The organism is Serratia sp. ID 25-353, assembly GCF_054792795.1.
The window spans coordinates 2,579,459-2,604,216 of record NZ_CM139236.1 but is presented as its reverse complement, the minus strand read 5'-3'; the positions used below and the strand labels follow the sequence as shown (position 1 = coordinate 2,604,216).

The window sequence follows — 24,758 nt, the reverse complement described above, 5'->3', positions numbered from 1 at the left end:
GCTTTATTGCCGTCCGCAGTTTAAAGGAGTTGGTATGTCGACGCACATTGGCGAGCCGCAAGACTCGTATATTGAAGAGATCCCGCAGGATGAACGGCGGTTTACCCGGATGGGCTGGCTGGTGGTGGGGATTGGCCTGTTCGGATTTTTGGCTTGGGCAGCGTTCGCGCCTTTGGATAAAGGGGTGGCATCACCGGGATCGGTAACTGTTTCCGGCAACCGCAAAACGGTGCAGGCTCCGGCCAGCGGCATCATCAAAAATATCGCGGTGAAAGAGGGCGACAAGGTGAAAGCCGGTGAAGTCCTTGTGCAGTTGAGCCAGGTGCAGGCACAGGCGCAGGTCGATTCCCTGCGCGACCAGTATTACACCACGCTGGCCACCGAAGGGCGTTTACTCGCTGAACGCGATGGTCTGAGCAGCGTCACTTTTTCTCCCATTTTTACCCAGATCAAGGATCAGCCGCGCGTGGCTGAAATCATCGCGTTGCAAACGCAGCTGTTCGCCTCCCGCCGCCAGGGGCTGCAAAGTGAAATTGACGGTTATAAGCAGTCGATGGACGGGGTTCGTTTCCAATTGAAAGGCCTGCAGGATTCGCGCGCCAACAAGCAGATCCAACTTTCCAGCCTGCGTGAGCAGATGAACAGCATGAAGCAACTGGCGGCGGACGGCTACCTGCCGCGCAACCGCTACCTGGAAGTGCAGCGTCAGTTTGCCGAGGTGAACAGCAGCATCGATGAAACCGTCGGGCGGATTGGCCAGCTGCAAAAGCAGCTGCAGGAATCTCAGCAGCGTATCGACCAGCGTTTCGCCGACTATCAGCGCGAGGTCAGAACGCAACTAGCGCAAACCCAAATGGACGCCAGCGAGTTTCGCAATAAGCTGCAAATGGCCGATTTCGATCTGGGCAACACCGCCATCACTTCACCGGTGGATGGCACCGTGGTCGGATTGAATATCTTCACTCAGGGGGGCGTCGTGGGAGCGGGTGACCACCTGATGGACGTTGTACCCAGCCAGGCGACATTGGTGGTGGATTCTCGCCTCAAAGTCGACCTGATCGATAAGGTGTACAACGGGTTGCCGGTGGATCTGATGTTTACCGCCTTCAACCAAAACAAAACCCCGAAAATTCCGGGAACGGTCACGTTGGTTTCCGCCGACCGTCTGGTCGACAAAGCCAACGGTGAACCTTACTACCAGATGCAGGTCACGGTCTCGCCGGAGGGCATGAAGATGCTCAGTGGCGAGGACATCAAGCCGGGGATGCCGGTAGAGGTATTCGTGAAAACGGGGTCGCGCTCGCTGCTGAGCTATCTGTTTAAACCTATTTTGGATCGCGCTCATACTTCATTAACCGAGGAATAATTTTGATTCAATCAAAACGACAGGCTGCCGGTCTGGTTATCGGCACCCTTTTGTTTGCGATATCTGCGCCGGTTTATTCGATAGGGATTTTAGACGCATATTCGCTGGCATTAGAAAAGGACCCGACCTTCCGGGCGGCTATAAAAGAGAAAGAAGCGGGAGATGAGAACGAAAACATCGGCAGGGCGGGGCTGCTGCCGAAAGTGTCGCTGAACTACCAGAATTCGCCGCGTAACTGGCAGACGCAAAAATACCCGCAGAGCGACTTTTTCGGCAATGTTTCGGAGGTCACCCGGCGGCAGCAATATCGCAGTTATTCCAGTTCGATCACGCTGACGCAGCCGCTGTTCGATTATGAAGCGTACGCGCGCTACAAAGCCGGCGTAGCGCAGACGATGATGTCGGACGAGCGCTATCGCAGTAAGTTGCTGGATCTTGCGGTTAGGGTGATTAACGCCTATGTCGAAGTGGCCTATTCCAAGGATCAAATCGCGTTGGCTGAAGCGCAAAAGACGGCTTACAAGGAACAGTTGACCTTGAACGATCGCCTGATGAGCGCCGGTGAAGGCACCATTACCGACGTATCGGAAACTCAGGCGCGCTACAGCCTGGCCGAAGCGCAGGTCATCGAAGCGCGCGATGCGCTGGACGCCGCGCAGCGCGAATTGGAAGTGATTATCGGCATACCGCTGAACCAACTGGATGAATTGCAGGTTTTGCGGCCGGGCAAGTTTAAGGTGGCGCCGCTGATCCCGTCCAAGTTCGAAGAGTGGCAAAAGATCGCGCTGGAGAACAACCCGGTGCTGGCCGCCTCGCGTCATGGCGTGGATGCCGCTAAGTATGACGTCGAAAGGAATCGGGCGGGCTTTATGCCGCAGGTTCAGCTGTATGCTTCGCATTCGGAAAACGACTCCAGCAGCGATAACACGGTTAACCAGAAATACCGTACCGACAGTATCGGTGTGCAGGTCAGCATGCCTATTTATTCCGGCGGCGGCGTTTCGGCGTCGACCCGGCAGGCGGCCGCGCGCTATGGCCAGGCGATGTATGAAATGGATGCGCAGACGGGTACCACGCTCAACGATCTGCGCAAGCAGTACAATTTGTGCATCAGCAGCCGCGCCAAGGTGGCGGCCTATGAGCTGGCGGTACAATCGGCCACCACGCAGGTGACGGCGACCCGGCAAAGCGTGCTGGCCGGGCAACGTGTCAACGTTGACGTGCTCAACGCCGAACAGCAGCTCTATAGCGCCCAGCGCGATCTGGCCTCCGCCAAGTACGCCTACATCAAGTCCTGGATTACCCTGTTGAGCGACTCCGGTACGTTGGACGAAAAAGATGTTATGCGGGTAGCGCAGTATTTTGCCCGCAGTCGCTAGTGGATTTTCACTATAAGCATTAATCTGAAAGAGCAGCGCCAAGCTGCTCTTTTTTTCGTTAATACGTTATGTTATCGACTGGTTGTTCCTCCTGTGTTTTTACTCGCCGGGTTTATTTCTGAACATAATTCCTGTTAAAGGGCGGTAGGTTAGAGGAATTTATACTTTTAGCAAAAACGTAGCGATTGGTTGATGATCGTATGAATTTTAGAATGATGATGTCAGTGAAATGTGGCGTCTTCGTTTAGGAAATATGGCGGAGTAAAGGGTAGATAATGTCCAAACTAATTCCTGTGGTTATGGCCGGCGGCACTGGGAGTCGTCTGTGGCCGATGTCGCGAGAATCGTTCCCTAAACAGTTTTTGTCTATTGATGACAGTGGTATGAGCCTGCTGCAACAGACGTTACAGCGTTTGACCGGTCTGTCTGGCATCGAAGTTGCCTCTCCTCTGGTCATCTGCAACGAGGAACACCGTTTCTTGGTTGCGGAACAATTACGTGAAATTGGGCAATTAGCGACCAATATTATTTTAGAGCCCGTAGGACGGAATACCGCGCCAGCAGTGGCGTTAGCCGCTCATCTTGCTGCTGAAGAAGACGAAGACAGCATGCTTTTGGTGCTGGCTGCCGATCATCTGATCACGAAAGTGGACAATTTCCACGCAGCGATTCAGACGGCCGTGTCGTTTGCAGACAACAACCAGCTGGTCACGTTTGGCATCATTCCTGAGCATCCGGAAACAGGATACGGTTACATCAAACGTGGCGGCCACCTGTCCAATGCGTGTTTTAAAGTTGATTCGTTCGTTGAAAAGCCTCGTTTGGAGAAAGCGATCGAATACCTTGCCAGCGGTGATTATAGCTGGAACAGCGGTATGTTCATGTTTAAGACAGCCAAGTTCTTACAGGAACTGCGGCAGTTCAGCCCCGATATCTTCAGCACAACTCAGCAGTCTGTGGCTAAAAGTCAACGCGACATGAATTTTATCCGGGTTGAACAAGACATCTTCAAACATTGCCCAAGTGATTCCATCGATTATGCGGTGATGGAGAAGACACATGATGCCGTTGTGATCCCTATTGATGCGGGCTGGAGCGACGTCGGTTCCTGGTCCTCCTTGTGGGAAGTTTCTGAAAAAGATCGGTTGGGCAATGTCAACGTGGGTGAGGTTATCTCGATCGACTCCAGTGACAACTACATTGCGTCTGAGTCTGCGTTGGTCGCAACCATTGGATTGGAAAACCTTATCGTGGTTAATACCAATGATGCGCTGCTAATCGCTCACAAAGACAAAGTGCAGGATGTTAAGAAAATCGTCGATGAGCTTAAAAAGCGTAATCTTCATCATTTTCGCCAGCATTCTACCGCCTACCGCCCTTGGGGAAAGATTTGCGACATTGACAGCGGCACGCACTTCCAGGTGAAGAAGATTATTGTACGGCCGGGGGAAGGACTTTCTGTTCAAAGACATCTTCACCGCGCTGAACATTGGGTCGTCGTGAGTGGGACAGCAAAAGTTAGCGTTGATGATAAAGAGTTTTTCCTATCGGAGAATCAGTCCACTTTTATCCCTGCAGGCAGTGTCCATACGTTGGAGAATCCAGGAAAAATCGATTTGGAAATGATCGAAGTCAGGTCTGGACGCTATCTGGAAGAAGATGATATTGAACGTTTGCAAGATCGATATGGCAGAGTTTGAGAAAGGGTTTGGCAATGCAAAAGTTAACGTGTTTTAAGGCGTACGATATTCGGGGAAAATTGGGCGAAGAGCTGAATGAGGACATCGCGTACCGTATCGGACGGGCATACGGCGAGTTTTTGAAGCCCAAAAATATCGTGTTGGGCAGCGATGTGCGGCTAACCAGTGAAAGCTTGAAGCTGGCGCTGGCGAAAGGTTTACAGGATGCGGGCACTGATGTGATAGACATCGGCTTAACCGGTACCGAAGAAATCTATTTCGCCACAACCTATTTAAAAACTGATGGCGGCGTGGAAGTCACCGCCAGCCATAACCCTATCGATTACAACGGCATGAAGTTGGTGCGTGAAGGCTCTCGCCCGATTAGCGGCGATACCGGGTTACGGGCGATCCAAGAACTGGCGGAGAAAAACCAATTTCAGATGCCGACGGCAACGCGCGGTCGCTATGTTCGCCAGGACGTATTAGGGGCTTATGTAGAACACATTCTGTCCTACGTCGACGTGAAAAATTTCAAACCGTTGAAGCTGGTGATCAACTCGGGCAACGGCGCGGCGGGGCATGTGATCGATGCTATTGAAGCGCAACTGAAGGCGCGGGGCGTGCCGCTGGAGTTTATCAAGGTGCATCACCAGCCGGACGGCACTTTCCCGAACGGTATTCCCAACCCATTGCTTCCTGAGTGTCGTGCAGATACCGCCGATGCGGTGCGTGAGCATGGCGCTGATATGGGCATTGCGTTTGACGGCGATTTCGATCGCTGCTTCCTGTTCGATGAAAAAGGCGATTTCATCGAGGGCTATTACATCGTCGGCTTGCTGGCGGAGGCCTTCTTGCAGAAACAGCCGGGCGCGAAGATCATCCACGATCCACGTCTGAGTTGGAACACCGTCGATGTGGTTACCGGTGCCGGGGGCGTACCTGTGATGTCGAAAACCGGCCATGCTTTCATTAAGGAACGCATGCGTGCGGAAGACGCCATTTATGGCGGAGAGATGAGTGCCCACCACTATTTCCGTGATTTTGCTTATTGTGACAGCGGCATGATCCCGTGGCTGCTGGTCGCTGAGCTGGTCAGTGTGAAGGGGCAAACGTTGGGGCAACTGGTACAGGATCGCATTGCCGCCTACCCGTCTTCCGGTGAGATCAATATCAAGCTGGCTCAGCCTGCCGTGTCCATCGAAAGCGTTAAACAACACTATTTACCGTATGCCGATGAGGTGGACTACACCGATGGCATCAGCATGGCGTTCGTAGGCTGGCGTTTCAATTTGCGTTCCTCCAATACGGAACCGGTAGTGCGTCTTAATGTCGAATCACGTGCCGATGTTGCGCTGATGCAAGAGAAAACCGACGAGATTTTGGCACTGTTGGCCGCAGGAGCGTAATGTTTGTTTTAAGGTTTTGCGGTAAGTCAGTGATGAGGGTGGTTTTTACCACTCTCGCTTAGGGGCGCTGTGATACCTTTGAGTTTCGATGCAGGCCTGTTTAGGCGACGTGGCAAGTAACTTCCTTACAGAACGAAGAGATATCTTTCGGTACAACCGAAATATAAGAGGTTGAAATGACAATATTAGTTACCGGTGGTGCCGGTTACATTGGATCTCACACCGTTTTATCTCTGCTGGAACGTGGCGACGATGTGGTGGTGTTGGACAATCTGTCGAATTCTTCTGCGGAATCTTTGCACCGCGTGGAAAAGCTGACGGGGAAAGCCGCCGTATTCTATCAGGGGGACGTCCAGGATGCAGAATGCCTGCATCGCATCTTTGAAGCGCACTCGATTACGAGCGTAATCCACTTCGCCGGTCTTAAGGCTGTCGGGGAATCTACGCGTAAACCGCTGGAATACTACCAGAATAACGTTACTGGCACGCTGGTGTTGTTGGATGCGATGCGTCATGCCGGCGTACATGCGTTCATCTTCAGCTCGTCCGCCACCGTTTATGGGGCCAATTCGCCGGTGCCTTATGTCGAGACGACCCCGATCGGCGGCACGACCAGCCCTTATGGTACGTCCAAGCTGATGGTGGAACAGATTCTGCAAGATTTCGCCAAGGCTGAGCCGCAGTTTTCGATTATTGCCTTGCGTTACTTTAACCCGGTAGGTGCCCATGAGTCGGGGTTGATCGGCGAAGATCCTAACGGAATTCCCAATAACCTGTTGCCTTACATCTCGCAGGTAGCGATCGGTAAACTGGAAAAGCTGGGTATTTTCGGCGGAGATTATCCGACGAAGGACGGCACGGGAGAGCGCGATTACATCCATGTCATGGATCTGGCTGAAGGCCACCTGAAAGCGATGGATCATCTGCCGAAGATCAACGGCTTCAAGGCTTATAACCTGGGCGCCGGCGTAGGGCATTCGGTACTGGCGATGGTTCAGGCATTTGAAAAAGCGTCCGGGGTAGCGATCCCTTATCAAATATTACCGCGCCGCGACGGCGATCTGCCTGCCTTCTGGGCGAACGCCGATCTGGCTTATCAAGAGCTGGGTTGGAAAGTGAGCAGGGGGCTCGATGATATGATGCGTGATACTTGGAACTGGCAGAAGAAAAATCCTAAGGGTTTTCAGCGCTGATCCTGCAATTTAGCCCCACCGTTATAGGAAAGAATAAATGGTGGGGCCCAAACGGCCTTTGGGCAATCAGTAAGCGATACTTGATAAATTGTAACCAGCCTCCTAGACAGCACAGCAAAACTTTCTGCTCCATTTCCTATATTTCATTTTAAAAACATTGAGTTAAATATTATCTTTGAACAAGAACCACACAGATTCAGCGTATTTTTTTACGTTACGGTGTCGGATGTTTTTGCAAATTGTGCTAGTCTCTCAAACCTTCACGGACCCTATATTATTTCTGTCATATGCACGCGAGTTTGTTTAAGGTTCGTTCAAAAAGACCTCAAACGTGAAGTGTAAACTCGGTGGCGACGCGTGTTTATAAGCATAATTCGAGGTCTCTGGGTAACGTTTTTTGTGAGTAAATTTCTAATGAAAGTGATAGAGACGCAGGTTGAAGGTGTAAAGCTGATCGAACCCAAAGTGTTTGGCGACCAGCGTGGTTTTTTCTTGGAAACGTTCCAAAAAAGCCGATACCAGGAGCTGCTCGGCATTGATGCGGAGTTCGTACAAGATAACCATTCTCGTTCCGCACGTGGCGTCTTGCGGGGATTGCATTTTCAAACGGCAAAACCGCAAGGTAAGTTGGTGAGAGTGGTACGCGGCGAGGTATACGATGTGGTCGTCGATATTCGTCCTGATTCTCCGACGTTCAAAAAATGGGTTGGCGTCTACTTGTCTGAAGAGAACAAAAACCAGCTTTGGGTGCCGCCTGGTCTCGCCCATGGTTTTGTCGTAGTTTCGGACTCGGCTGATTTTGAATATAAATGCACTGATTACTATGATCCAAGTAATGAAGGCTGCCTGCTGTGGAACGATCCGGAAGTCGGTGTCGAATGGCCAATCAGCGATCCGCTGTTGTCGCCAAAGGATCTGCAGGGAAAACTGTTTAGAGAGCTTTTTTAATGCGTGTACTTTTGACTGGTGCTGCGGGGCAGTTGGGACGCTGTATTATCGATCGTTTCCCTGCCAATTGGACCCTGATGGCGATGGACAGCCAGCAATTGGATATCGCGGACTCCGCCGCTGTTTCAGCCGCGGTTGAACAGCTAGTGCCGGATGCTATTATCAATGCTGCGGCTTATACTGCGGTGGATAAAGCGGAGTCGGAGCCTGAAAAGGCCAGGGCGATCAATGCACTCGGCCCAGGATTTCTGGCTACTGCAGCGGCGAAGTTAGGCATTCCTTTTATACATATCTCGACCGATTACGTCTTTGACGGTACTTCATCGGAACCGTATTGTGAAGAGACGCCTTGTTCACCCAAGAGCGTTTACGGGCAGACTAAACTCGAAGGTGAGCGGGCGGCTTTGCTGGCAAATCCGAAAACCATAGTGATCAGAACGGCCTGGGTTTTCAGCGAATACGGCAACAACTTCGTAAAAACCATGCTGCGAGTCGGTGCGCAGAGAGGGGAATTGGGCGTGGTGAGCGACCAGTTCGGTTGCCCTACCTATGCGGGAGACATTGCGGCGACGGCCATCGCTATGCTGTCCCATCCTAAATTACCTTACGGTATTTATCATTACTGCGGCGATAACGCGGTTTCATGGTTCGATTTTGCTTGCACTATCTTCCGGGAGGCGGAGAGCTCAGCTCATTATCCGCATAAGGTGAGTGTCAAACCTATCGCAACCCATGAATATCCAACGCCTGCATCCAGGCCTGCTTTTTCGATTCTGAGCACCAGCAAGATTTGTGCGCTGGATCTGAAGCCTAGCCCATGGGAACAGCAACTTAAAATTGTGCTCCAGAAGATATTATCTCAGTGATGATCCTTCAACTGGATGAGATTAAAGGGGATAATACTATCCCCTTTGACGTTTTTGCATGGTGATGAAACGTTAACATCGCTTATGGGCCTGACGTTCAGTCTTTTAACCACCCTAATGGCATGACTTTGTGACTGCGGTAAATTACGGGTTTAGGAACTAGATACAGCATGGCTGTAGACCAAGAAAAATCTCAATTTCAGATCGTTGCATCTATCGTTTTATTCAACCACAGCTATGAGCAGGTGGCGGGTACCTTGACGTCTCTCTTGGCCGAGCGCTGTGTTGAAAAGATTGTTTTGGTCAATAATGGCGGTGCCGATTGGGCCGATGCTTTGGAAAATGATCGTATCAGCTACATCTCTGCTAAGGGAAATGGCGGGTTTGGTCACGGACATAACCTGGCAATGAGCCGCTACCTGGACTCCTGCGAGTATTTTTTGATCTGTAACCCGGATATCAGTTTTGAGATGGGGGCATTGGCGAGTTTGTATCAGTTCGCCAGCGAAGGGAAACATCAGTTTGTCTCTCCACGGATACATTATAGCGATGGCCGTTTTCAATACAGTTGCCGATTGCTGCCGACGCCGGCGAATTTGCTGTTGCGCCGCTTTATTCCCCGTTTAGGCGCTAAGATGGACGCCGCTTATGAGCTGCAGGCCGCGGATTATGATTCAACGTTTGCCGTGCCGACCGTATCGGGGTGTTTCATGCTGATTGCGTCCCCGTTGTTGAAAAAGCTGGAAGGGTTTGACGAACGCTTTTTCATGTACATGGAAGATGTCGATCTCTGTCGCAGGGCTTTACCGCACAGCGATATCATCTACTTTTCGGGGGCGCAGATCACGCATGTCTTCGGCAAAGGGTCCTATAAAAATCTGGTGTTGCTGGGTCATCATGTGCGCTCTGCTGTTGCCTACTTTTGCAAGTGGGGATGGTTTTTTGATCGTCAGCGCCGCCAGTATAACCAGCAATCCTTAAAGAGCATTCCTATGAAAGAAAATGGTCGCAAGCGGTAGCATACACCGCGAGAAGAAGCGTAAAGACGGTATGTCAAAAGTATTAAGGTATTGATTATGAATATTTTTAATGAGTTTATGGCGGTGACGCATGCTGCCGTGATCACACCGGGGGTAGGGGAATGAGCAATCCGCATAAAAATCAACCAATATCGCCACTCTCCTTGGTGCGTAACATATGGGGTTACAAGCAGCTGATTCTGCAGATGACCAAACGCGAAGTGATTGGTCGCTATAAAGGTTCCGCGATGGGGCTGGCTTGGTCATTTTTAAACCCTTTGTTTATGCTCGTTGTCTATACTTTTGTCTTTTCAGTCGTTTTTAAAGCTCGCTGGTCCGTCGGCGGAGACGAAAGCCGCACTCAGTTTGCCGTGATCCTCTTTGTCGGCATGATTGTGCATGGCTTTTTTGCTGAAGTGGTGAACCGTGCGCCGCAGATCATTTTGGGAAATACCAACTACGTGAAGAAAGTGGTGTTTCCTTTGGAAACCCTGCCGGTGATCAGCTTATGCGCTGCGCTGTTCCACACCTTGATCAGCCTGCTGGTTTTGCTCTGCGCCTTTTTCCTGTTCAATGGCTATTTGCATTGGACGTTGGTGTTTACCCCGCTGGTTTTCTTGCCGCTGGTCATTTTTTGCCTCGGTTTGGGATGGATCCTGGCCTCCCTTGGGGTCTTTATCCGCGATGTCGGCCAAACGACGGTGATCATTACCACCGTAATGATGTTTTTGTCCCCGGTCTTCTTCCCAATCACTGCGTTGCCGGAGAAATATCGGATTTGGATTATGCTCAATCCTCTGACATTCATTATCGAACAGGCGCGTAATATTTTGATCTGGGGTCAGATGCCTAACTGGAACGGGCTGGCGGTTTACACGCTGGCCGCGATGTTAGTCGCTTGGCTGGGTTATGCTTTCTTCCAGAAAACCAGAAAGGGGTTTGCAGATGTCCTCTAACGATGTTGCGATTCAGGTTAGCAATTTAAGCAAGTGCTACCAAATCTACTCTCGTCCGCGCGACCGTCTGAAGCAGTTCTTTGCCCCTAAACTGCAGCGCGTGGCGAGGAAAGAAAGCCGTACGTATTTCCGTGAGTTTTGGGCTCTCAGGGATGTGTCCTTCACGATAAACCGCGGCGAGACCGTCGGCATTATCGGCAGAAATGGGGCGGGCAAGTCCACGCTGCTTCAGATGATATGCGGTACGCTGACACCGACGACCGGTGACATCAGCGTCAACGGCCGAATCGCTGCCTTGTTGGAGCTGGGGGCGGGCTTTAACCCTGAGTTTACCGGGCGAGACAACGTCTACCTTAACGGTAGCGTATTGGGGTTAAGCAAGGCTGAGATCGATCGCAAGTTTCAAAGCATTCTCGATTTCGCGGATATTGGCGAGTTTATCGATCAGCCGGTAAAAACCTACTCCAGCGGGATGTATGTGCGGTTAGCGTTTGCAGTGCAAGCCTGTATTGATCCTGAGATTTTGATCGTCGATGAAGCGCTGGCGGTAGGGGACATCGGCTTCCAGTATAAATGCTTTAAAAGGATGGAGGCGCTGAAAAAACAGGGCACAACCATCATTATGGTGACTCATTCAACTGGCAGCATTCTGGAATATGCCGACCGCTGTCTGGTTATGAGCGATGGCCAATTGATCGGCGATACGACGGACGTTCTGGCTGCGGTGTTGGCCTATGAAAAGGGCATGCTGCTTTCCGAAAAAAAACAGGAGCCGGTTGTCTCTTCCTCCGTTGACTCCTCCGCCAGGTATGGAATTGAAGATCTCCGAGCTCTGCAACAAGCGTCGATCAATACGGAAGTGGATGAAAAGCGCTTTGGTAGCGCGCGGGCGATTATCGAGTCGTTCTCGGTCATCAAAGGCGATGGCACGCCGCTGGCTGACAAGCCTTTAGTCAAATCGGGTGAAGAGTTGTACTTTCACTTTACCCTGGCGGCTTCGGAGACGATCAGTGATGTTGTTTTGGGGATCTCGATTTCCCGCGCTCAGGGGGGGGATATTTGGGGGGATAACAATATCGGTGCCGGGCACCCCCTGACGTTGCAACCGGGTTTACAAACGTTGAAATACAAAGTCAAGTTGCCAATCAACGCCGGCGATTATCTGATCCACTGCGGTCTGGCTTGTTTTAATAATGGCGAGCGGGAAGAGCTCGATCAGCGTAGGCCTATCGGAAAAATTAAGTACTGGTCCTCACGAGAGCTCGGTGGAGTGATCCATGCTCCAATTCAAATCGTTGCCGACGGGGTGTCATAATGATCAGCGTTTTCTTGCCGGCCTACCCCTTTAGAGGCGTCAAAGCGCCCTATTTGTGGTTTTTCTATCGCGTTTTGAGCTCGATGAAAGAGCCCGTTTATTTCATGATGGGCAACGATTACCAGTGTTCTCTTGAGCAATGGGAAAGTGAGAAGCGTTGGGAGCTTGAGGAGGATTCGCAAAAGCGTCTGGGCTTCCAATTGCCAGACCTGAACCTGCTGAGCGATAAACATAAAGTCAGTGTGATTGATGAGTCTTTTTTCGGTCACTACATGGCAAAATGTTTTAACAATCCCGATGCGCTCTTTAAGACGTTCATCACTGAGGTGATTCCTGAGCTTGAGGCGGCTCTGTTTGCTGCGCTAAGCCAGGAAAGCCACATCGAGTGCGTATTGACATGGTGTAATTGCCCTTCCTTAAATGCGGCAGCGAAAAGAAGAAATATTAAAGTCGTCAATCTTGAGTTGGGGCCATTGCGTTCGCCGGAGTATTTGTCGACCGCTTATTTTGACTTTAGCGGAGTAAACGGCAATACGGAGGCGGAAAGACGCTACTTGAGTAGCGATTACCGTTTCAATATGAATACTCAAGTGGAGCAACTCCGCGAGTTCTTTGCAGGTCCGCCCCCGGCGATGCCAAACGCACCTCAGGATGATGACGACCGAGCGGAAGACAAGTTTGATGTCGGTATTGCGCTGCAGGTTGAAAATGATTCCAATATCATCGCGTTCAGCAACTCTTTCAATAATCAGTCATTGCTCGACTATGCCGAGTTCACTTTCCCTGGAAGGCGCCTGGTTCGTAGCCATCCAGGCAGTCGCTTCACCTTGCAGGCAGGGCATGATGTCATCGACCATTCGGCAAACAGCATCGGCTTTATTCATCGTTGCAAACATATTCTGACGATTAACTCAAGTGTGGGTCTGGAGGCGATGTTATTGGGCGTCCCCGTGACCGTGCTGGGTGACTGTTCATACGCGTTCTGTAATGTCGCCAATCAGGCAGAGAAGGTAAAGCGTCTTGCCTTCTACCTCTTCTCCTATTTGGTGCCTTTTGAGTTATTGTTTGATATCAACTATATTCGTTTCCGGCTTTCCTCTCCTGATGAAGCGGAAATAATAACGAAACACGTCAATTATTATATTACCCGTGGTGATGGCATGCGTGATGCGGAAATGGAAAAAAAGGCCTCTTCCATTATCGAAGATGGAAGTGTTGAAAGGACTGTTTGTACCTTAATGAATACAATTGAAGATTTGAACTCGGCATTGGCAGCCAAACAGGCTGAGATCGGCGTTCTGGAAGAAAAGGTCGGCGCGTTGGAGGCCACGGTCAGTGAGCAATCCGAAGAGATCATCGTCGACGTCGTAGTCCCTGTTTACGGTGGGTTGGAAGAGACTCAGGAATGCATTGAGTCCGCTCTGGCGACTTTGCCGCATTGGGCCCAGTTGGTGGTTATCAACGATGCTTCCCCGGAGCCTGAACTGACTCAGTGGCTACGGGAGCGGGCCGAGACGGCGCGTTTCAAACTGCTTGAAAACGAGCAAAACCTGGGCTTTGTAGCAACGGTGAACCGTGGCATGAAGCTCAATCCAAAGCGGGATGTCTTGTTGCTCAATAGCGATGTTGAGGTCGCTAATGATTGGCTGGAGCGCATTCGTGAAGCTGCTTATTCACGTAGCCGAGTCGGCAGCATTACACCATTCTCAAACAATGCGACCATTTGCAGCTTCCCTAATTTCTGTGAAGACAATGAACTCTTTATGGGAATGAACGTACAGCAGCTGGACGATCAGTTCTCGACTTACGGCAGAGAAAACAACCTGGTGGAAGTGCCGACCGGTGTTGGCTTCTGCATGTATATTCGTCGGGATTGTTTGAATGAAGTGGGGTATTTCGACGTCGAAACCTTTGGCCGCGGTTATGGCGAGGAAAACGACTGGTGCCAGCGTGCGGCAAAAGCCGGATGGCCTAACTTCCATCAACTCAACGTCTTTGTCTACCACAAAGGCGGCGTGAGCTTCGCCGGCGAACAGAACCCGCGCAAAACGCGAGCGCTGGAGCTGTTGAACGAACTCCATCCTAACTACACGAAAGATGTGATGGATTTCATTGCACACGATCCGGCCAAAAAAGCGCGCCAACAGATGCTGCTGCGCATTTTGGCTAAGAAAGACGTTAGCAAAGTCTTGCTGGTCTCTCATAAGATGGGTGGGGGTGTTACCCAACATTTGCATGAGTTGGTCAAGTTTTATAAAGATAAAGCGCATTTCCTGCTGTTAACACCGGAAGAGGAAGGGCGCAGCGTTGCGTTGTCGTTAAATACGAACGAGGCAGTGTACCGCGAGAAGTTCATTATTGATGTCGCTCATGGTTATGACACGCTGGTCAATCTGCTGCGCTTTATTGGCGTTGGGCACATTCATTTCCATCATATGATCGGCGTTGCCGATAAAATTGGCGAGCTGAAAAATAGCTTGTCATGCACCTATGACATTACGATTCACGATTACTATTTCGTGAACGCGAATCCGACATTGACTGATAAAAACGGCATCTTTGCCGGTGATGTTATCGCTATCCGCGATAAACTTTGCAGTGAACACTATCCGATTCCGGGTGGGATGTCGGCGGAACAATGGCGCGCTAAACTGCTGCCATGGATCGAAAACGCCGAGCGGGTTATTTTCCCTTCTGCCGATACGCAAGTCCGCTTTATGCGTGATTTTCCGAGTTGTGCACAAAAGAGTGTCATTGCTTGGCACCCGGACTACGAAGTTGCCGCTCCTTATCCTGAAGTCAAGTCCACCTATCAGGCGGGAAAGAAGCTGAAGGTGCTTGTGTTGGGTGCGATCAGCCGTGAAAAAGGCGCATTGATGCTGGATGAGGTCGCCAATGACTTGAAACACGAAGATATCGAGTTTCATCTGTTAGGCTACGCTTTCCGCCCCCTGTGCGATGCCGTCAAAGGTCATGGCGCCTATTCAAGCCGCGACCTGCAGCAGAAACTGGATGAGATCAAGCCGGACGTCATTTGGTACCCGGCTCAATGGCCTGAAACTTATAGCTATACGCTCAGTATCGCGCTCGAATATGGTATCCCCGTTGTTGTTCCGAACATTGGCGCTTTCGGCGAGCGTGTTGTCGGCCGCCGTGATAGCCGGGTGATAGCATGGGATACTTCCGCCAAGAAAATGTGCGAGCTCTGGCGTTCTCTGCGTACCGATCCGCAAGCTTTCTTTGCGGCTGCTAATGCGCCGGCATTGCTGGATCTTTCTCACGCAGAACGCGTAGGTGACTTCTATCGGGACGGCTATCTGCAGGCCGATTGGCTGCGGGAAAGCGAGTTGGGGCGTATCGATTATAAAGCCCTGCTGGCATCCGTTTACGCTTCTGCTTATGTAGAAGTTGTTGCCGTAACGCCAGCCGCACCGCAGGGCCGTAAGGAGAAATTACTGGCCATTCTGTGGCGGCTAAGCAAGCATCCGGCGTTGGCCTGGGGCGTAAAGTTAGTGCCTTACCGTTTGCAGCGTTATGTTAAGCGAATTCTGTCGCGCAGAGCGATCCATGAGATCATCGGTTGAGACAGAGAGTGAGTGTCTTGCATTAAAAAAAACCGGCGCTATAGCGCCGGTTTTTTAATGTAAAGAGAGCGAGGGGACTTTTCAACGGCGCTATTGGCACTACTTGATGGCCAGTTCATCCCGATTAATCGCCGTTGTGGCGGATGGTATCGCTTTCTTGCGCAGGAAGCGTCTTTCCACGAGATGCCAGGATAAAGCACCGAGGAGCAGGGTCATTAAAGCGCTGAACAACATGCTGCTGTAAAAACCTAACGATGTATGGTTTATAACGATTTGCTGCACTGGGAACGCATAAATATATACACCATAAGAGTAATCAAATCGGCCATAGATAAGTTTGTCCGTCAGCGAGACACCAATGATAATGACCAATGTAGGAATAATGAGGTAGCCTAAAACCCTCAATTCATAACTTCCCTTCAGTACATAAAGTAAAACGACACCTGAAATAAAGAGGAATTTCTTGGCGTTTCTATTATTCCAACTGTTTTCTGTTAATGCCATTAAGGCACCGCAGAAGAAGGCGACGGCACGTGGCGTAAACAGTTGCAGCGAAATTGAATAAAAGCCGAGTGTCGTTGGGTTTGACAGGAAATAAATAGTGAGCGCCAACATGGAGAGCAGGACGACGAGTATTGGCTTGATATTTTTTGCGAAGCAAAAAGCGACGGCAAGAATAAGATAACAAGCGAACTCTAACGGCAGTGTCCAGAGACTGCCATTTATCGCGTTAGGGTAAATATAATGCTGCGCCATAGTGATTGGGTCAGCACCGCGTAAGGCGACCAGGTTAATCGCCGCAATCAACGATCTTTTAGTGAAGACACTTTCAGGTTGTAAAGCTAAGCCTAAGGCGATGTATAAAACGAGGCTGCATACGACAAGTGCCGGGAATATTCGCTTTATTCTCTTTTCCATAAACGAGACAAAGCTCCCGCTTCTCATCCCTGACTGAGCGATCAGATACCCGGAAACGCCAAAGAATATGACAACGGCCAATCCGCCAAAGCTTTCAAACCCCAGAAAGGACGGTTCGGCTCTGCCACTCAAAGCAAAATGATGCGAATAAAGGACAAGGAATGCTGCAAAAATACGAATAACATCAAAACAGTTTTTTTGATGAGAATAGAGAGGCTTCATTTTCTTTTTTACACAAAAAATGGGTTGCTGGATTTTAGTTCATCTCACTTCAAGTTTAAAGTTTTTCCCCTAATTGACTTCCCTTTTTGTCAGTGTGTGTAACAAAATGTGAGTTTATATGCTATGAATTTGTGCTGTGATGTGACCTATCGCACCAATCACTACCCACCCGGCTCAATCCTGAGTTAACATGTGTGCCACATCACAAAACCTGCTGGCCGACGTTGCCGGCAGGGTCATCCTCAGACAGGAGTTCCTAAATGTCCAAGCAACAAATCGGCGTTGTCGGCATGGCGGTAATGGGCCGCAACCTCGCGCTGAACATCGAGAGCCGTGGTTACACCGTTTCCATTTTCAACCGTTCTGGCGACAAAACTGACGAAGTGATCGCTGAGAACCCGGGCAAGAATCTGGCGCCGTATTACACCGTTGAAGAGTTTGTCGAATCGCTGGAAAAACCGCGCCGCATCCTGCTGATGGTGAAAGCGGGTGAAGCAACGGATAAAACCATTGCCTCGCTGACTCCGCACCTGGACAAGGGCGATATTCTGATCGACGGCGGCAACACCTACTATCAGGACACCATCCGTCGTAACCGCGAACTGTCCGACCAGGGCTTCAACTTCATCGGTACCGGCGTTTCCGGCGGTGAAGAGGGCGCGCTGAAAGGGCCTTCCATCATGCCTGGCGGCCAGAAAGAAGCTTACGAGCTGGTGGCGCCAATCCTGGAGAAAATCGCTGCGGTTGCGGAAGGTGAGCCTTGCGTGACCTACATCGGCGCAGACGGTGCCGGCCACTATGTGAAGATGGTGCACAACGGCATCGAATACGGCGACATGCAGCTGATTGCCGAAGCCTATTCTCTGCTGAAGCAGGCACTGAACCTGAGCAACGAGCAGCTGGCCGAAACCTTCGCCGAGTGGAACAAGGGCGAACTGAACAGCTACCTGATCGACATCACCAAAGACATCTTCACCAAGAAAGACGAAGAGGGTAAATACCTGGTCGATGTGATCCTGGACGAAGCCGCCAACAAAGGCACTGGCAAGTGGACCAGCCAGAGCTCGTTGGATCTGGGCGAACCACTGTCGCTGATCACCGAGTCGGTGTTCGCACGCTACCTGTCCTCGCTGAAAGATCAGCGCGTTGCCGCCTCTAAAGTGCTGACCGGCCCGAAAGTGGCGCCGTTCACCGGCGACAAAGCTGAATTCATCGAGAAAGTGCGTCGCGCGCTGTATCTGGGCAAGATCGTGTCCTACGCGCAGGGCTTCTCTCAGCTGAAAGCCGCGTCTAAAGAAAACAACTGGGATCTGCACTACGGCGAAATCGCCAAGATCTTCCGCGCCGGCTGCATCATCCGCGCTCAGTTCCTGCAGAAGATCACCGACGCTTACGCGGCGGATGCCGATATCGCCAACCTGCTGCTGGCGCCATACTTCAAGCAAATCGCCGACGAGTACCAGCAGGCGCTGCGTGACGTGGTGGCTTACGCCGTGCAGAACGGTATTCCTACGCCGACCTTCTCCGCTGCGATCGCCTACTACGACAGCTACCGCTCCGCGGTGCTGCCGGCGAACCTGATCCAGGCGCAGCGCGACTACTTCGGTGCGCACACCTATAAACGTATCGACAAGGAAGGCGTGTTCCATACCGAATGGATGGAATAAGCCCGTTCGTTGAACGATAAAAAAAGCCGCCGAGGTTAACGCCCGGCGGCTTTTTTATTGGGCGTGATTTAACGTCACGCTTTTTTCTGATGCCGCTCGCGCAGCCGGCCGATCACCGCACTCAGATCCAGATCCTGGTCCTGCAGCAGCACCAGCAGGTGATAGACCAGATCCGAAGCTTCGTTGGTCAGTTCCTCGCGATCGTTGACCGTGGCGGCCAGCGCGGTTTCCACGCCTTCCTCCCCGACCTTCTGCGCAATGCGCTTGGTGCCGCTGGCGTACAGGCTGGCGGTGTATGAGCTGTCCGGGCTGGCGTGCTTGCGCTCTGCCAACAGCTGTTCCAGCTGATAGAGGAACGTCCAGTCGCTGGCGGCCGGGTGGAAGCAGCTGCTGTTGCCGAGGTGGCAGGTCGGGCCGATCGGGTTGGCCAATACCAGCAGCGTGTCGTTATCGCAGTCCGGCGTGATGCTGACCACTTTGAGGAAGTGGCCGGAGCTTTCACCCTTGGTCCACAGGCGCTGCTTGGTGCGCGAGAAGAAGGTGACGTTGCCGCTCTGCTCGGTGGTCGCCAGCGCTTCCGGCGTCATGTAACCCAGCATCAGCACTTCGCCGGAAACGGCGTGCTGCACGATGGCCGGCATCAGGCCGTCGGTTTTTTCCCAGTCCAGCTGGTTGCTCTGTTGTTCTGTCAGCACACGCGAATCTCCACGCCTTGTTCAACCAGGAACCTTTTCAGTTCGCCGATATTGATGATTTGTTTGTGGAACACCGACGCCGCCAGCGCGCCGTCAACGTCCGCATCGCGGAACGCTTCCAGGAAGTGCGCCATGGTGCCCGCGCCGCCGGAGGCGATCAGCGGCACCTTGCAGGCCTCGCGTACCAGGCGCAGCTGCTGCAGATCGTAACCGTTGCGCACGCCGTCCTGGTTCATCATGTTCAGCACGATCTCCCCGGCGCCGCGGCGCTGCACTTCCTGTACCCAGTCGAGGGTTTCCCACTGGGTGATGCGGGTGCGGCTCTCGTCGCCGGTATATTGGTTGACGTGATACTTGCCGGTTTCACTGTCGAACCAGGTGTCGATGCCCACGACGATACACTGCACGCCAAAGCGTTCTGCCAGGCGGCTAATCAGCTCAGGATCGGCCAGCGCCGGCGAGTTGATCGAAATCTTGTCGGCGCCGAAAGACAGGATCTGGCTGGCGTCCTCGGCACTTTTAATGCCGCCAGCGACGCAGAACGGAATATCAATCACCTCCGCCACGCGCGATACCCAACTTTTGTCCACCACCCGGCCGTCGCTTGAGGCGGTGATATCGTAAAACACCAGCTCGTCCGCACCTTCTTGCGCATAGCGCTGCGCCAGCGGCACGATGTCGCCGATGATTTCGTGGTTGCGGAACTGCACGCCTTTCACCACTTGCCCGTCTTTAACATCCAGGCACGGAATTATCCGTTTTGCCAGCATGCGATCGCCTCCTCAACGCTAAATTTACCTTCCAGCAGGGCGCGCCCCACGATCACGCCGGCAACGCCGCTGCCGCGCAGCTGGGCGATGTCATCCAGACTGCCAATGCCGCCCGAAGCCTGGAAGGCCACCTGCGGATAACGGCGGCTGATCGCCTGATACAGCGCCACGTTGGAACCGGCCAGCGTACCGTCGCGCGAAATATCGGTGCACAGCACGTGTTTCAGCCCGTAGGGCAGGAACTGCTCCACCACCTGTTCAAGCGTGGCGTCGGAATCCTCCTGCCAGCCGCTGATGGCCACGCGTTTCACGCCCTGCGCGTCGATGCGCACGTCCAGCGCCAGCACCAGCGCGTCGGCGCCGTAGCGCCCGAACCAGCTCTGCACCAATTGCGGCTGTTTCACCGCGGTAGAGCCGATCACCACGCGCGTGGCGCCGGCCTCCAGCAGGGCGCTGACGTCTTGCTCGTTGCGGATGCCGCCGCCGATCTGAACCGGCACGTCAACCCCCGCCAGCAGCTTGCGCAGCAGCGCGATCTGGCGCGCCGTCGGATCCTTGGCGCCGGTCAAATCGACCAGGTGCAGCACCTGCGCGCCCTGTTGTTGATAGTCCTGCAGGCGCAACAGCGGATCGTTGCCGTAGTCGCGCTGTTGGCCGTAATCGCCCTGATGCAAACGCACTACGTTGCCGTCGATCAAATCCAAAGCCGGAATAATCATGCTGCCTACATCTCCAGAAAGTTTTTCAACAGTTGCGCACCGGCCTCTCCAGAACGTTCTGGATGAAACTGCACGCCGAAGAAGTTGTCTTTTTGCACGGCGGCGGTGAAGGGCTCGCCGTAGTTCGCCTGAGCGATGGTGCTGGGGCATATCGGCATCGCATAGCTGTGAACGAAATAGAAGTAGGCGCCGTCATCGATGCCGCGGAACAGGTGGTGGCCCGCCTGCGCAGACACCTGATTCCAGCCCATGTGCGGCAGCGGCAGGCCGAAGTCGGTCATCTGCTTCACCGGCGTATCGATGAGGCCGAGTGTCGCCACGCCGCCGTTCTCTTCGCTGCTGACCGCCAGCAGCTGCATGCCGAGGCAGATGCCCAGCACCGGTTGAGAGCAGGCCTTGATCAGCTCGATCAGATCCCGCTCGCGCAGTTGATCCATCGCCGCCTGTGCGGTACCGACGCCCGGCAGGAACAGCTTGTCGGCGCGCAGCACGATCTCCGGATCGCGGCTCACCTCCGGCTGGTAACCCAGGCGCCGCACCGCGTAGGTGACGGAGGCCAGGTTGGCGCAGCCGGTATCCAAAATCACCACGTTCATCACAGCACTCCTTTCGAGCTCGGCAGGGTATTGCCCTCGACGCGGATCGCCTGGCGCAGCGTGCGGCCAAACACTTTGAACAGGCTCTCGACCCGGTGGTGATCGTTTTTGCCCTTGGTCTTCAGGTGCAGCGTGCAACCCATGGTGTAGGAGAGCGAACGGAAGAAGTGCTCGACCATTTCGGTGCTGAGATCGCCGACGCGCTGATAGTTGAACTCGGCCTTGTACTCCAGGTGTGGGCGGCCGGAGATATCCAGCGCGCAGCGCGCCAGGCATTCGTCCATCGGCAACACGAAGCCGAAGCGGGCGATGCCGCGCTTGTCGCCGAGCGCCTTGTTCAGCGCTTCACCCAGCGCCAGGCCGGTGTCTTCCACCGTGTGGTGATCGTCGATATACAGATCGCCTTTGACGTCGATCTCCATCCGGAAGCCGCCGTGGGTGGCGATCTGATCCAGCATGTGATCGAAGAAGCCGACACCGGTTTTGATCTTGCTGCCGCCTTCGCGATCCAGCCAGACGTTGACGTCGATCTGCGTCTCTTTGGTCACGCGGTTAACCCGCGCGTGGCGATCGCGCAGGGTCAGCTGGCGCACGATCTCTTTCCAGCCCAGCACGCCGCGCTGGTAGCGCAGCCCCTGGATGCCCATGTTTTCCGCCAGCTGCACGTCGGTCGGCCGATCGCCGATCACGTAGCTGTGGGCGGCATTCAGCACACCGGGTTCGAGGTAACCCTTCACCAGCGCGGTTTTCGGCTTGCGGCAGTCGCAGTTGTCCGCCGGCAGGTGCGGGCAGATCAGCACATCGGCGAATTGAATGCCCTGCGAGCTGAGGATCTGCATCATCAGGTTGTGCGGCGGATCGAAGGTTTCCTGCGGGAAACTGGCGGTGCCGAGCCCATCCTGATTGGTGATCATCACCAGCTGATACCCCGCCTGTTGCAGCGCCAGCAGGGAAGGGATCACGTCCGGCTCGAGTGCCAGCTTGTCCAGGCGGTCAACCTGGAAATCTTCCGGTGGCTCGGCGATCAGCGTGCCGTCACGATCGATAAAGAGGGTTTTTTGGCTCACATTGGCTCCTGGCGAGTCGGGTTGGCGCCGGGCAGGGCGGACAAGGCGTCCACCACGCGTTGACATTCGTCGCGGGTGCCTATGGTGATGCGCAGGCAGCCGGACAACCCGGGCTGTTTGTTTTGGTCTCGTAAGATAATGCCCTGATCCCACAAGCTTTTAAACACATTACTTGAGGCAGTGAAGCGGGCCAGCAGGTAATTGCTGTCGCTGGCGAAAACCTGCTCGACGCAGGCGCATTTTTCCAGCTGTTGCTGCAGCCAGCTGCGGGTGGCGGCGATGTCGGTGACGCGCTGGCGCATGGTGCGGATACCTTCTTCGCTCAGCGCCTGCGCGGCGATATCCGCCACCGGCGTCGAGAGCGGGTAAGGCGCGATCACCTTCAGCAGCAGGGCGATCAGATCTTCGTTGGCGAGCGTAAAGCCGCAGCGCAGGCCGGCCAGCGCAAAGGCCTTCGACAGCGTGCGCAGGATAGCCAGGTGCGGATAGTCGCTCAGCCACCCGGCCACCGAGGCCTGCGGGCAAAACTCGATATAGGCTTCGTCCACCGCGACGATCGCCTTGCCTTTGGCCAGCTCCAACAGGCTGCGCAGAGAGTCCGGATCGATCAGGTTGCCGGTCGGGTTGTTCGGGCTGCAGACGTAGATCAGCTTCACGTTGTCCATGCTGTCTGCGATGGCCGGCAGATCCAGCTGCCAGTCCTCTTTGGCGGCTACGGTGCGGCGCTCCACGCCGAAGGTTTCGGCGCTAACGGCGTACATGCCGTAGGTCGGCGGGCAGAACAGAATGGCGTCTTTACCCGGCTCGCAGAAGGCGCGGATCAGCAGCTCGATGCCTTCATCGGCGCCGCGGCTGACCAGCACCTGCTCTTTCTTCACCCCGGCGTAGGTGGCGTAGCGTTCGATCACCAACGCCGGCTGGCACTCCGGATAGCGGTTGAAGGTTTGTGCGGTCAGCTGGAACTCGGGCGCGATCGGGTATTCGTTGGCGTTCAACCACACGTCGCCCTTACCGCCGAGGCGGCGCGCCGATTGATAAGGGGTCAGCTCGCGAACGTTGGCGCGCGCCAGTTTTTCGATGCTCATGCTTGCTCCTTCAGGGCGGCGACGCGCAAGGTCACGGCGTTCTTGTGAGCGATCAGCTGCTCGGCGGCAGCCAGGGTCTCGATGGTGGCGGCCAGGTTGCTGAAGCCCTGCGGCGTCAGCTCCTGCACCGTCATGCGTTTTTGAAAATCGGCCAGCCCCAGGCTGGAGCAGGTGGCGGTGTAGCCGTAGGTCGGCAGCACGTGGTTGGTGCCGGAGGCGTAATCGCCGGCGGACTCCGGCGACCAGTCGCCGAGGAACACCGAACCGGCGCTGGTGATGTCGTCTACCAGCTCGCGCGCATTGCGGGTCTGAATGATCAGGTGCTCCGGGCCGTAGCGGTTGCTGATGGCCACGCACTCAGGCAGATCGCGCGCCACAATCAGGCGGCTGCTCGCCAGCGCCTGGCGGGCGGTCTCGGCGCGCGGCAGCTCGGCCAGCTGGCTTTCCACCGCATCGGCCACCGCCTGCGCCATTGCCGCGTCCGGCGTCAGCAGGATCACCTGCGAATCCGGGCCGTGTTCGGCCTGCGACAGCAGATCGGAAGCGACGAACGCCGGGGTAGCGCCGGCGTCGGCGATCACCAGCACCTCCGAAGGCCCGGCCGGCATGTCGATGGCCGCGCCGTCGAGACGCTGGCTGACCTGCCGCTTGGCTTCGGTCACGAAGGCGTTGCCCGGCCCGAAGATTTTCGCTACGCGCGGTACGCTTTCGGTGCCGAACGCCAGGGCGGCGATCGCCTGCGCGCCCCCGACCTGAAACACTTCCTGCACGCCGCACAGCTGTGCCGCATACAGGATCTCATCGGCGATTGGCGGCGGCGAGCACAGCACCACCCGGCGGCAACCGGCGATGCGCGCCGGCGTCGCCAACATCAGCACGGTGGAGAACAGCGGCGCCGACCCGCCGGGAATATACAGGCCCACCGAGTCGATTGGGCGGGTCACCTGCTGACAGCGCACGCCCGGCTGCGTTTCGACGTCCACCGGCGGCAGTCGCTGCGCGTTGTGGAAGGTGTCCACGTTGGCGACGGCCAGCGCCATCGCCTGTTTGATGTCATCGCCCAGCCGCGCGCAGGCGGCGGCGATCTGCTCGGCGCTGACGCGCAGTGCGGCGACGTCCGCCTTGTCGAAACGGGCGCTGTAGTCGCGCAGCGCCCGATCGCCGTTGGCCTTCACGTTGTCGAGGATCTCGCTCACCGTGCGGGTGATGCTGTCGGAAGCGGCGATTGCCGGGCGCATCAGCAGCTCGGCCTGGCGTTCGGCGCTGCACGTTGCCCAATCGATCGGCGTGTTGAAGGTCGACATG

At 54.2% G+C, this 24,758-nt stretch carries 20 protein-coding genes; 12 read left to right on the top strand and 8 right to left on the bottom strand.

All coding sequences use genetic code 11. From position 1 onward, the window contains the following. The first annotated feature begins 34 nt into the window (after positions 1-34). From ACYF6X_RS12580 to ACYF6X_RS12530, 11 genes are all read left to right on the top strand, one after another. Positions 35-1,366: an HlyD family type I secretion periplasmic adaptor subunit gene (locus tag ACYF6X_RS12580; RefSeq protein ID WP_130017478.1), complete on the top strand. Its 1,332-nt coding sequence runs from the start codon at positions 35-37 to the stop codon at positions 1,364-1,366. Between the two features lie 2 nt (positions 1,367-1,368). Further along, positions 1,369-2,745, top strand: a complete 1,377-nt coding sequence (locus ACYF6X_RS12575; protein WP_063989336.1) for a TolC family outer membrane protein — start codon at positions 1,369-1,371, stop codon at positions 2,743-2,745. A 275-nt stretch (positions 2,746-3,020) separates the two neighbouring features. Next, positions 3,021-4,445: a mannose-1-phosphate guanylyltransferase/mannose-6-phosphate isomerase gene (locus ACYF6X_RS12570; RefSeq protein WP_074054661.1), complete on the top strand. Its 1,425-nt coding sequence runs from the start codon at positions 3,021-3,023 to the stop codon at positions 4,443-4,445. Positions 4,446-4,459: 14 nt separating this feature from the next. Then, on the top strand, positions 4,460-5,833 hold the full coding sequence (gene cpsG / locus ACYF6X_RS12565) for a phosphomannomutase CpsG (RefSeq protein WP_130017479.1): 1,374 nt from the start codon (positions 4,460-4,462) through the stop codon (positions 5,831-5,833). Positions 5,834-6,009: 176 nt separating this feature from the next. Next, the gene (galE, locus tag ACYF6X_RS12560) at positions 6,010-7,026 is read left to right on the top strand and encodes a UDP-glucose 4-epimerase GalE (protein ID WP_130017480.1); all 1,017 of its coding nucleotides are present in this window, start codon (positions 6,010-6,012) and stop codon (positions 7,024-7,026) included. Positions 7,027-7,440: 414 nt separating this feature from the next. Next, positions 7,441-7,974 carry a dTDP-4-dehydrorhamnose 3,5-epimerase gene (gene rfbC, locus ACYF6X_RS12555; protein WP_130017481.1) on the top strand — a complete coding sequence of 178 codons (534 nt, stop codon included), beginning with the start codon at positions 7,441-7,443 and terminating at the stop codon, positions 7,972-7,974. Further along, positions 7,974-8,840 (top strand): dTDP-4-dehydrorhamnose reductase, encoded by an 867-nt coding sequence (gene rfbD / locus ACYF6X_RS12550; protein WP_130017482.1) that lies wholly within the window; start codon positions 7,974-7,976, stop codon positions 8,838-8,840. Before rfbC ends, rfbD begins: the two co-directional genes overlap by 1 nt. 170 nt (positions 8,841-9,010) lie before the next feature. Further along, positions 9,011-9,859, top strand: a complete 849-nt coding sequence (locus ACYF6X_RS12545) for a glycosyltransferase (RefSeq protein WP_130017483.1) — start codon at positions 9,011-9,013, stop codon at positions 9,857-9,859. Between the two features lie 122 nt (positions 9,860-9,981). Further along, positions 9,982-10,815 (top strand): ABC transporter permease, encoded by an 834-nt coding sequence (locus tag ACYF6X_RS12540; protein WP_074054655.1) that lies wholly within the window; start codon positions 9,982-9,984, stop codon positions 10,813-10,815. After that, entirely contained in the window at positions 10,805-12,130 is a 1,326-nt protein-coding gene (locus ACYF6X_RS12535; protein WP_130017484.1) for an ABC transporter ATP-binding protein, read from the top strand. The genes ACYF6X_RS12540 and ACYF6X_RS12535 overlap by 11 nt, the downstream gene beginning before the upstream one ends. Further along, the gene (locus tag ACYF6X_RS12530) at positions 12,130-15,714 is read left to right on the top strand and encodes a GT99 family glycosyltransferase N-terminal domain-containing protein (RefSeq protein ID WP_130017485.1); all 3,585 of its coding nucleotides are present in this window, start codon (positions 12,130-12,132) and stop codon (positions 15,712-15,714) included. The genes ACYF6X_RS12535 and ACYF6X_RS12530 overlap by 1 nt, the downstream gene beginning before the upstream one ends. Before the next feature lie 99 nt (positions 15,715-15,813). On the opposite strand, the gene ACYF6X_RS12525 is transcribed toward ACYF6X_RS12530, so the two are convergent. Further along, positions 15,814-16,854 (bottom strand): acyltransferase family protein, encoded by a 1,041-nt coding sequence (locus ACYF6X_RS12525; RefSeq protein WP_130017486.1) that lies wholly within the window; start codon positions 16,852-16,854, stop codon positions 15,814-15,816. Positions 16,855-17,114: 260 nt separating this feature from the next. On the opposite strand from ACYF6X_RS12525, the gene gndA reads away from it, so the two are divergent. Further along, a complete protein-coding gene (gene gndA / locus ACYF6X_RS12520; RefSeq protein WP_004938815.1) occupies positions 17,115-18,521 on the top strand; it encodes an NADP-dependent phosphogluconate dehydrogenase in 1,407 nt (468 codons plus the stop codon). A gap of 74 nt (positions 18,522-18,595) precedes the next feature. On the opposite strand, the gene hisIE is transcribed toward gndA, so the two are convergent. Genes hisIE through hisD form a run of 7 tightly spaced genes read right to left on the bottom strand, consistent with a single transcriptional unit; the run spans position 18,596 to position 24,757 of the window. After that, on the bottom strand, positions 18,596-19,216 hold the full coding sequence (hisIE, locus tag ACYF6X_RS12515) for a bifunctional phosphoribosyl-AMP cyclohydrolase/phosphoribosyl-ATP diphosphatase HisIE (RefSeq protein WP_130017487.1): 621 nt from the start codon (positions 19,214-19,216) through the stop codon (positions 18,596-18,598). Then, complete coding sequence (gene hisF / locus ACYF6X_RS12510; RefSeq protein ID WP_063989345.1) at positions 19,210-19,986, bottom strand: imidazole glycerol phosphate synthase subunit HisF; 777 nt, start codon at positions 19,984-19,986, stop codon at positions 19,210-19,212. The genes hisIE and hisF overlap by 7 nt, the downstream gene beginning before the upstream one ends. Then, positions 19,968-20,705 carry a 1-(5-phosphoribosyl)-5-[(5-phosphoribosylamino)methylideneamino]imidazole-4-carboxamide isomerase gene (gene hisA, locus ACYF6X_RS12505; protein WP_406880026.1) on the bottom strand — a complete coding sequence of 246 codons (738 nt, stop codon included), beginning with the start codon at positions 20,703-20,705 and terminating at the stop codon, positions 19,968-19,970. Before hisA ends, hisF begins: the two co-directional genes overlap by 19 nt. A 5-nt stretch (positions 20,706-20,710) precedes the next feature. Beyond that, positions 20,711-21,301 (bottom strand): imidazole glycerol phosphate synthase subunit HisH, encoded by a 591-nt coding sequence (gene hisH, locus ACYF6X_RS12500; protein ID WP_130017489.1) that lies wholly within the window; start codon positions 21,299-21,301, stop codon positions 20,711-20,713. Beyond that, on the bottom strand, positions 21,301-22,368 hold the full coding sequence (hisB, locus tag ACYF6X_RS12495) for a bifunctional histidinol-phosphatase/imidazoleglycerol-phosphate dehydratase HisB (RefSeq protein ID WP_063989348.1): 1,068 nt from the start codon (positions 22,366-22,368) through the stop codon (positions 21,301-21,303). The genes hisH and hisB overlap by 1 nt, the downstream gene beginning before the upstream one ends. Further along, a complete protein-coding gene (gene hisC / locus ACYF6X_RS12490; protein WP_130017490.1) occupies positions 22,365-23,453 on the bottom strand; it encodes a histidinol-phosphate transaminase in 1,089 nt (362 codons plus the stop codon). Before hisC ends, hisB begins: the two co-directional genes overlap by 4 nt. Next, on the bottom strand, positions 23,450-24,757 hold the full coding sequence (gene hisD, locus ACYF6X_RS12485; RefSeq protein WP_107227671.1) for a histidinol dehydrogenase: 1,308 nt from the start codon (positions 24,755-24,757) through the stop codon (positions 23,450-23,452). The genes hisC and hisD overlap by 4 nt, the downstream gene beginning before the upstream one ends. Between the last annotated feature and the right edge of the window lies 1 nt (position 24,758).

Excerpts from the sequence above, each read along its gene's own strand:
- ACYF6X_RS12580 (WP_130017478.1), top strand. The coding sequence starts at position 35 with ATGTCGACGCACATTGGCGAGCCGCAAGACTCGTATATTGAAGAGATC.
- ACYF6X_RS12570 (WP_074054661.1), top strand. The coding sequence starts at position 3,021 with ATGTCCAAACTAATTCCTGTGGTTATGGCCGGCGGCACTGGGAGTCGT.
- cpsG (WP_130017479.1), top strand. The coding sequence starts at position 4,460 with ATGCAAAAGTTAACGTGTTTTAAGGCGTACGATATTCGGGGAAAATTG.
- galE (WP_130017480.1), top strand. The coding sequence starts at position 6,010 with ATGACAATATTAGTTACCGGTGGTGCCGGTTACATTGGATCTCACACC.
- rfbC (WP_130017481.1), top strand. The coding sequence starts at position 7,441 with ATGAAAGTGATAGAGACGCAGGTTGAAGGTGTAAAGCTGATCGAACCC.
- rfbD (WP_130017482.1), top strand. The coding sequence starts at position 7,974 with ATGCGTGTACTTTTGACTGGTGCTGCGGGGCAGTTGGGACGCTGTATT.
- ACYF6X_RS12545 (WP_130017483.1), top strand. The coding sequence starts at position 9,011 with ATGGCTGTAGACCAAGAAAAATCTCAATTTCAGATCGTTGCATCTATC.
- ACYF6X_RS12540 (WP_074054655.1), top strand. The coding sequence starts at position 9,982 with ATGAGCAATCCGCATAAAAATCAACCAATATCGCCACTCTCCTTGGTG.
- ACYF6X_RS12535 (WP_130017484.1), top strand. The coding sequence starts at position 10,805 with ATGTCCTCTAACGATGTTGCGATTCAGGTTAGCAATTTAAGCAAGTGC.
- ACYF6X_RS12530 (WP_130017485.1), top strand. The coding sequence starts at position 12,130 with ATGATCAGCGTTTTCTTGCCGGCCTACCCCTTTAGAGGCGTCAAAGCG.
- ACYF6X_RS12525 (WP_130017486.1), bottom strand. The coding sequence starts at position 16,854 with ATGAAGCCTCTCTATTCTCATCAAAAAAACTGTTTTGATGTTATTCGT.
- gndA (WP_004938815.1), top strand. The coding sequence starts at position 17,115 with ATGTCCAAGCAACAAATCGGCGTTGTCGGCATGGCGGTAATGGGCCGC.
- hisF (WP_063989345.1), bottom strand. The coding sequence starts at position 19,986 with ATGCTGGCAAAACGGATAATTCCGTGCCTGGATGTTAAAGACGGGCAA.
- hisA (WP_406880026.1), bottom strand. The coding sequence starts at position 20,705 with ATGATTATTCCGGCTTTGGATTTGATCGACGGCAACGTAGTGCGTTTG.
- hisH (WP_130017489.1), bottom strand. The coding sequence starts at position 21,301 with ATGAACGTGGTGATTTTGGATACCGGCTGCGCCAACCTGGCCTCCGTC.
- hisC (WP_130017490.1), bottom strand. The coding sequence starts at position 23,453 with ATGAGCATCGAAAAACTGGCGCGCGCCAACGTTCGCGAGCTGACCCCT.
- hisD (WP_107227671.1), bottom strand. The coding sequence starts at position 24,757 with ATGTCGACCTTCAACACGCCGATCGATTGGGCAACGTGCAGCGCCGAA.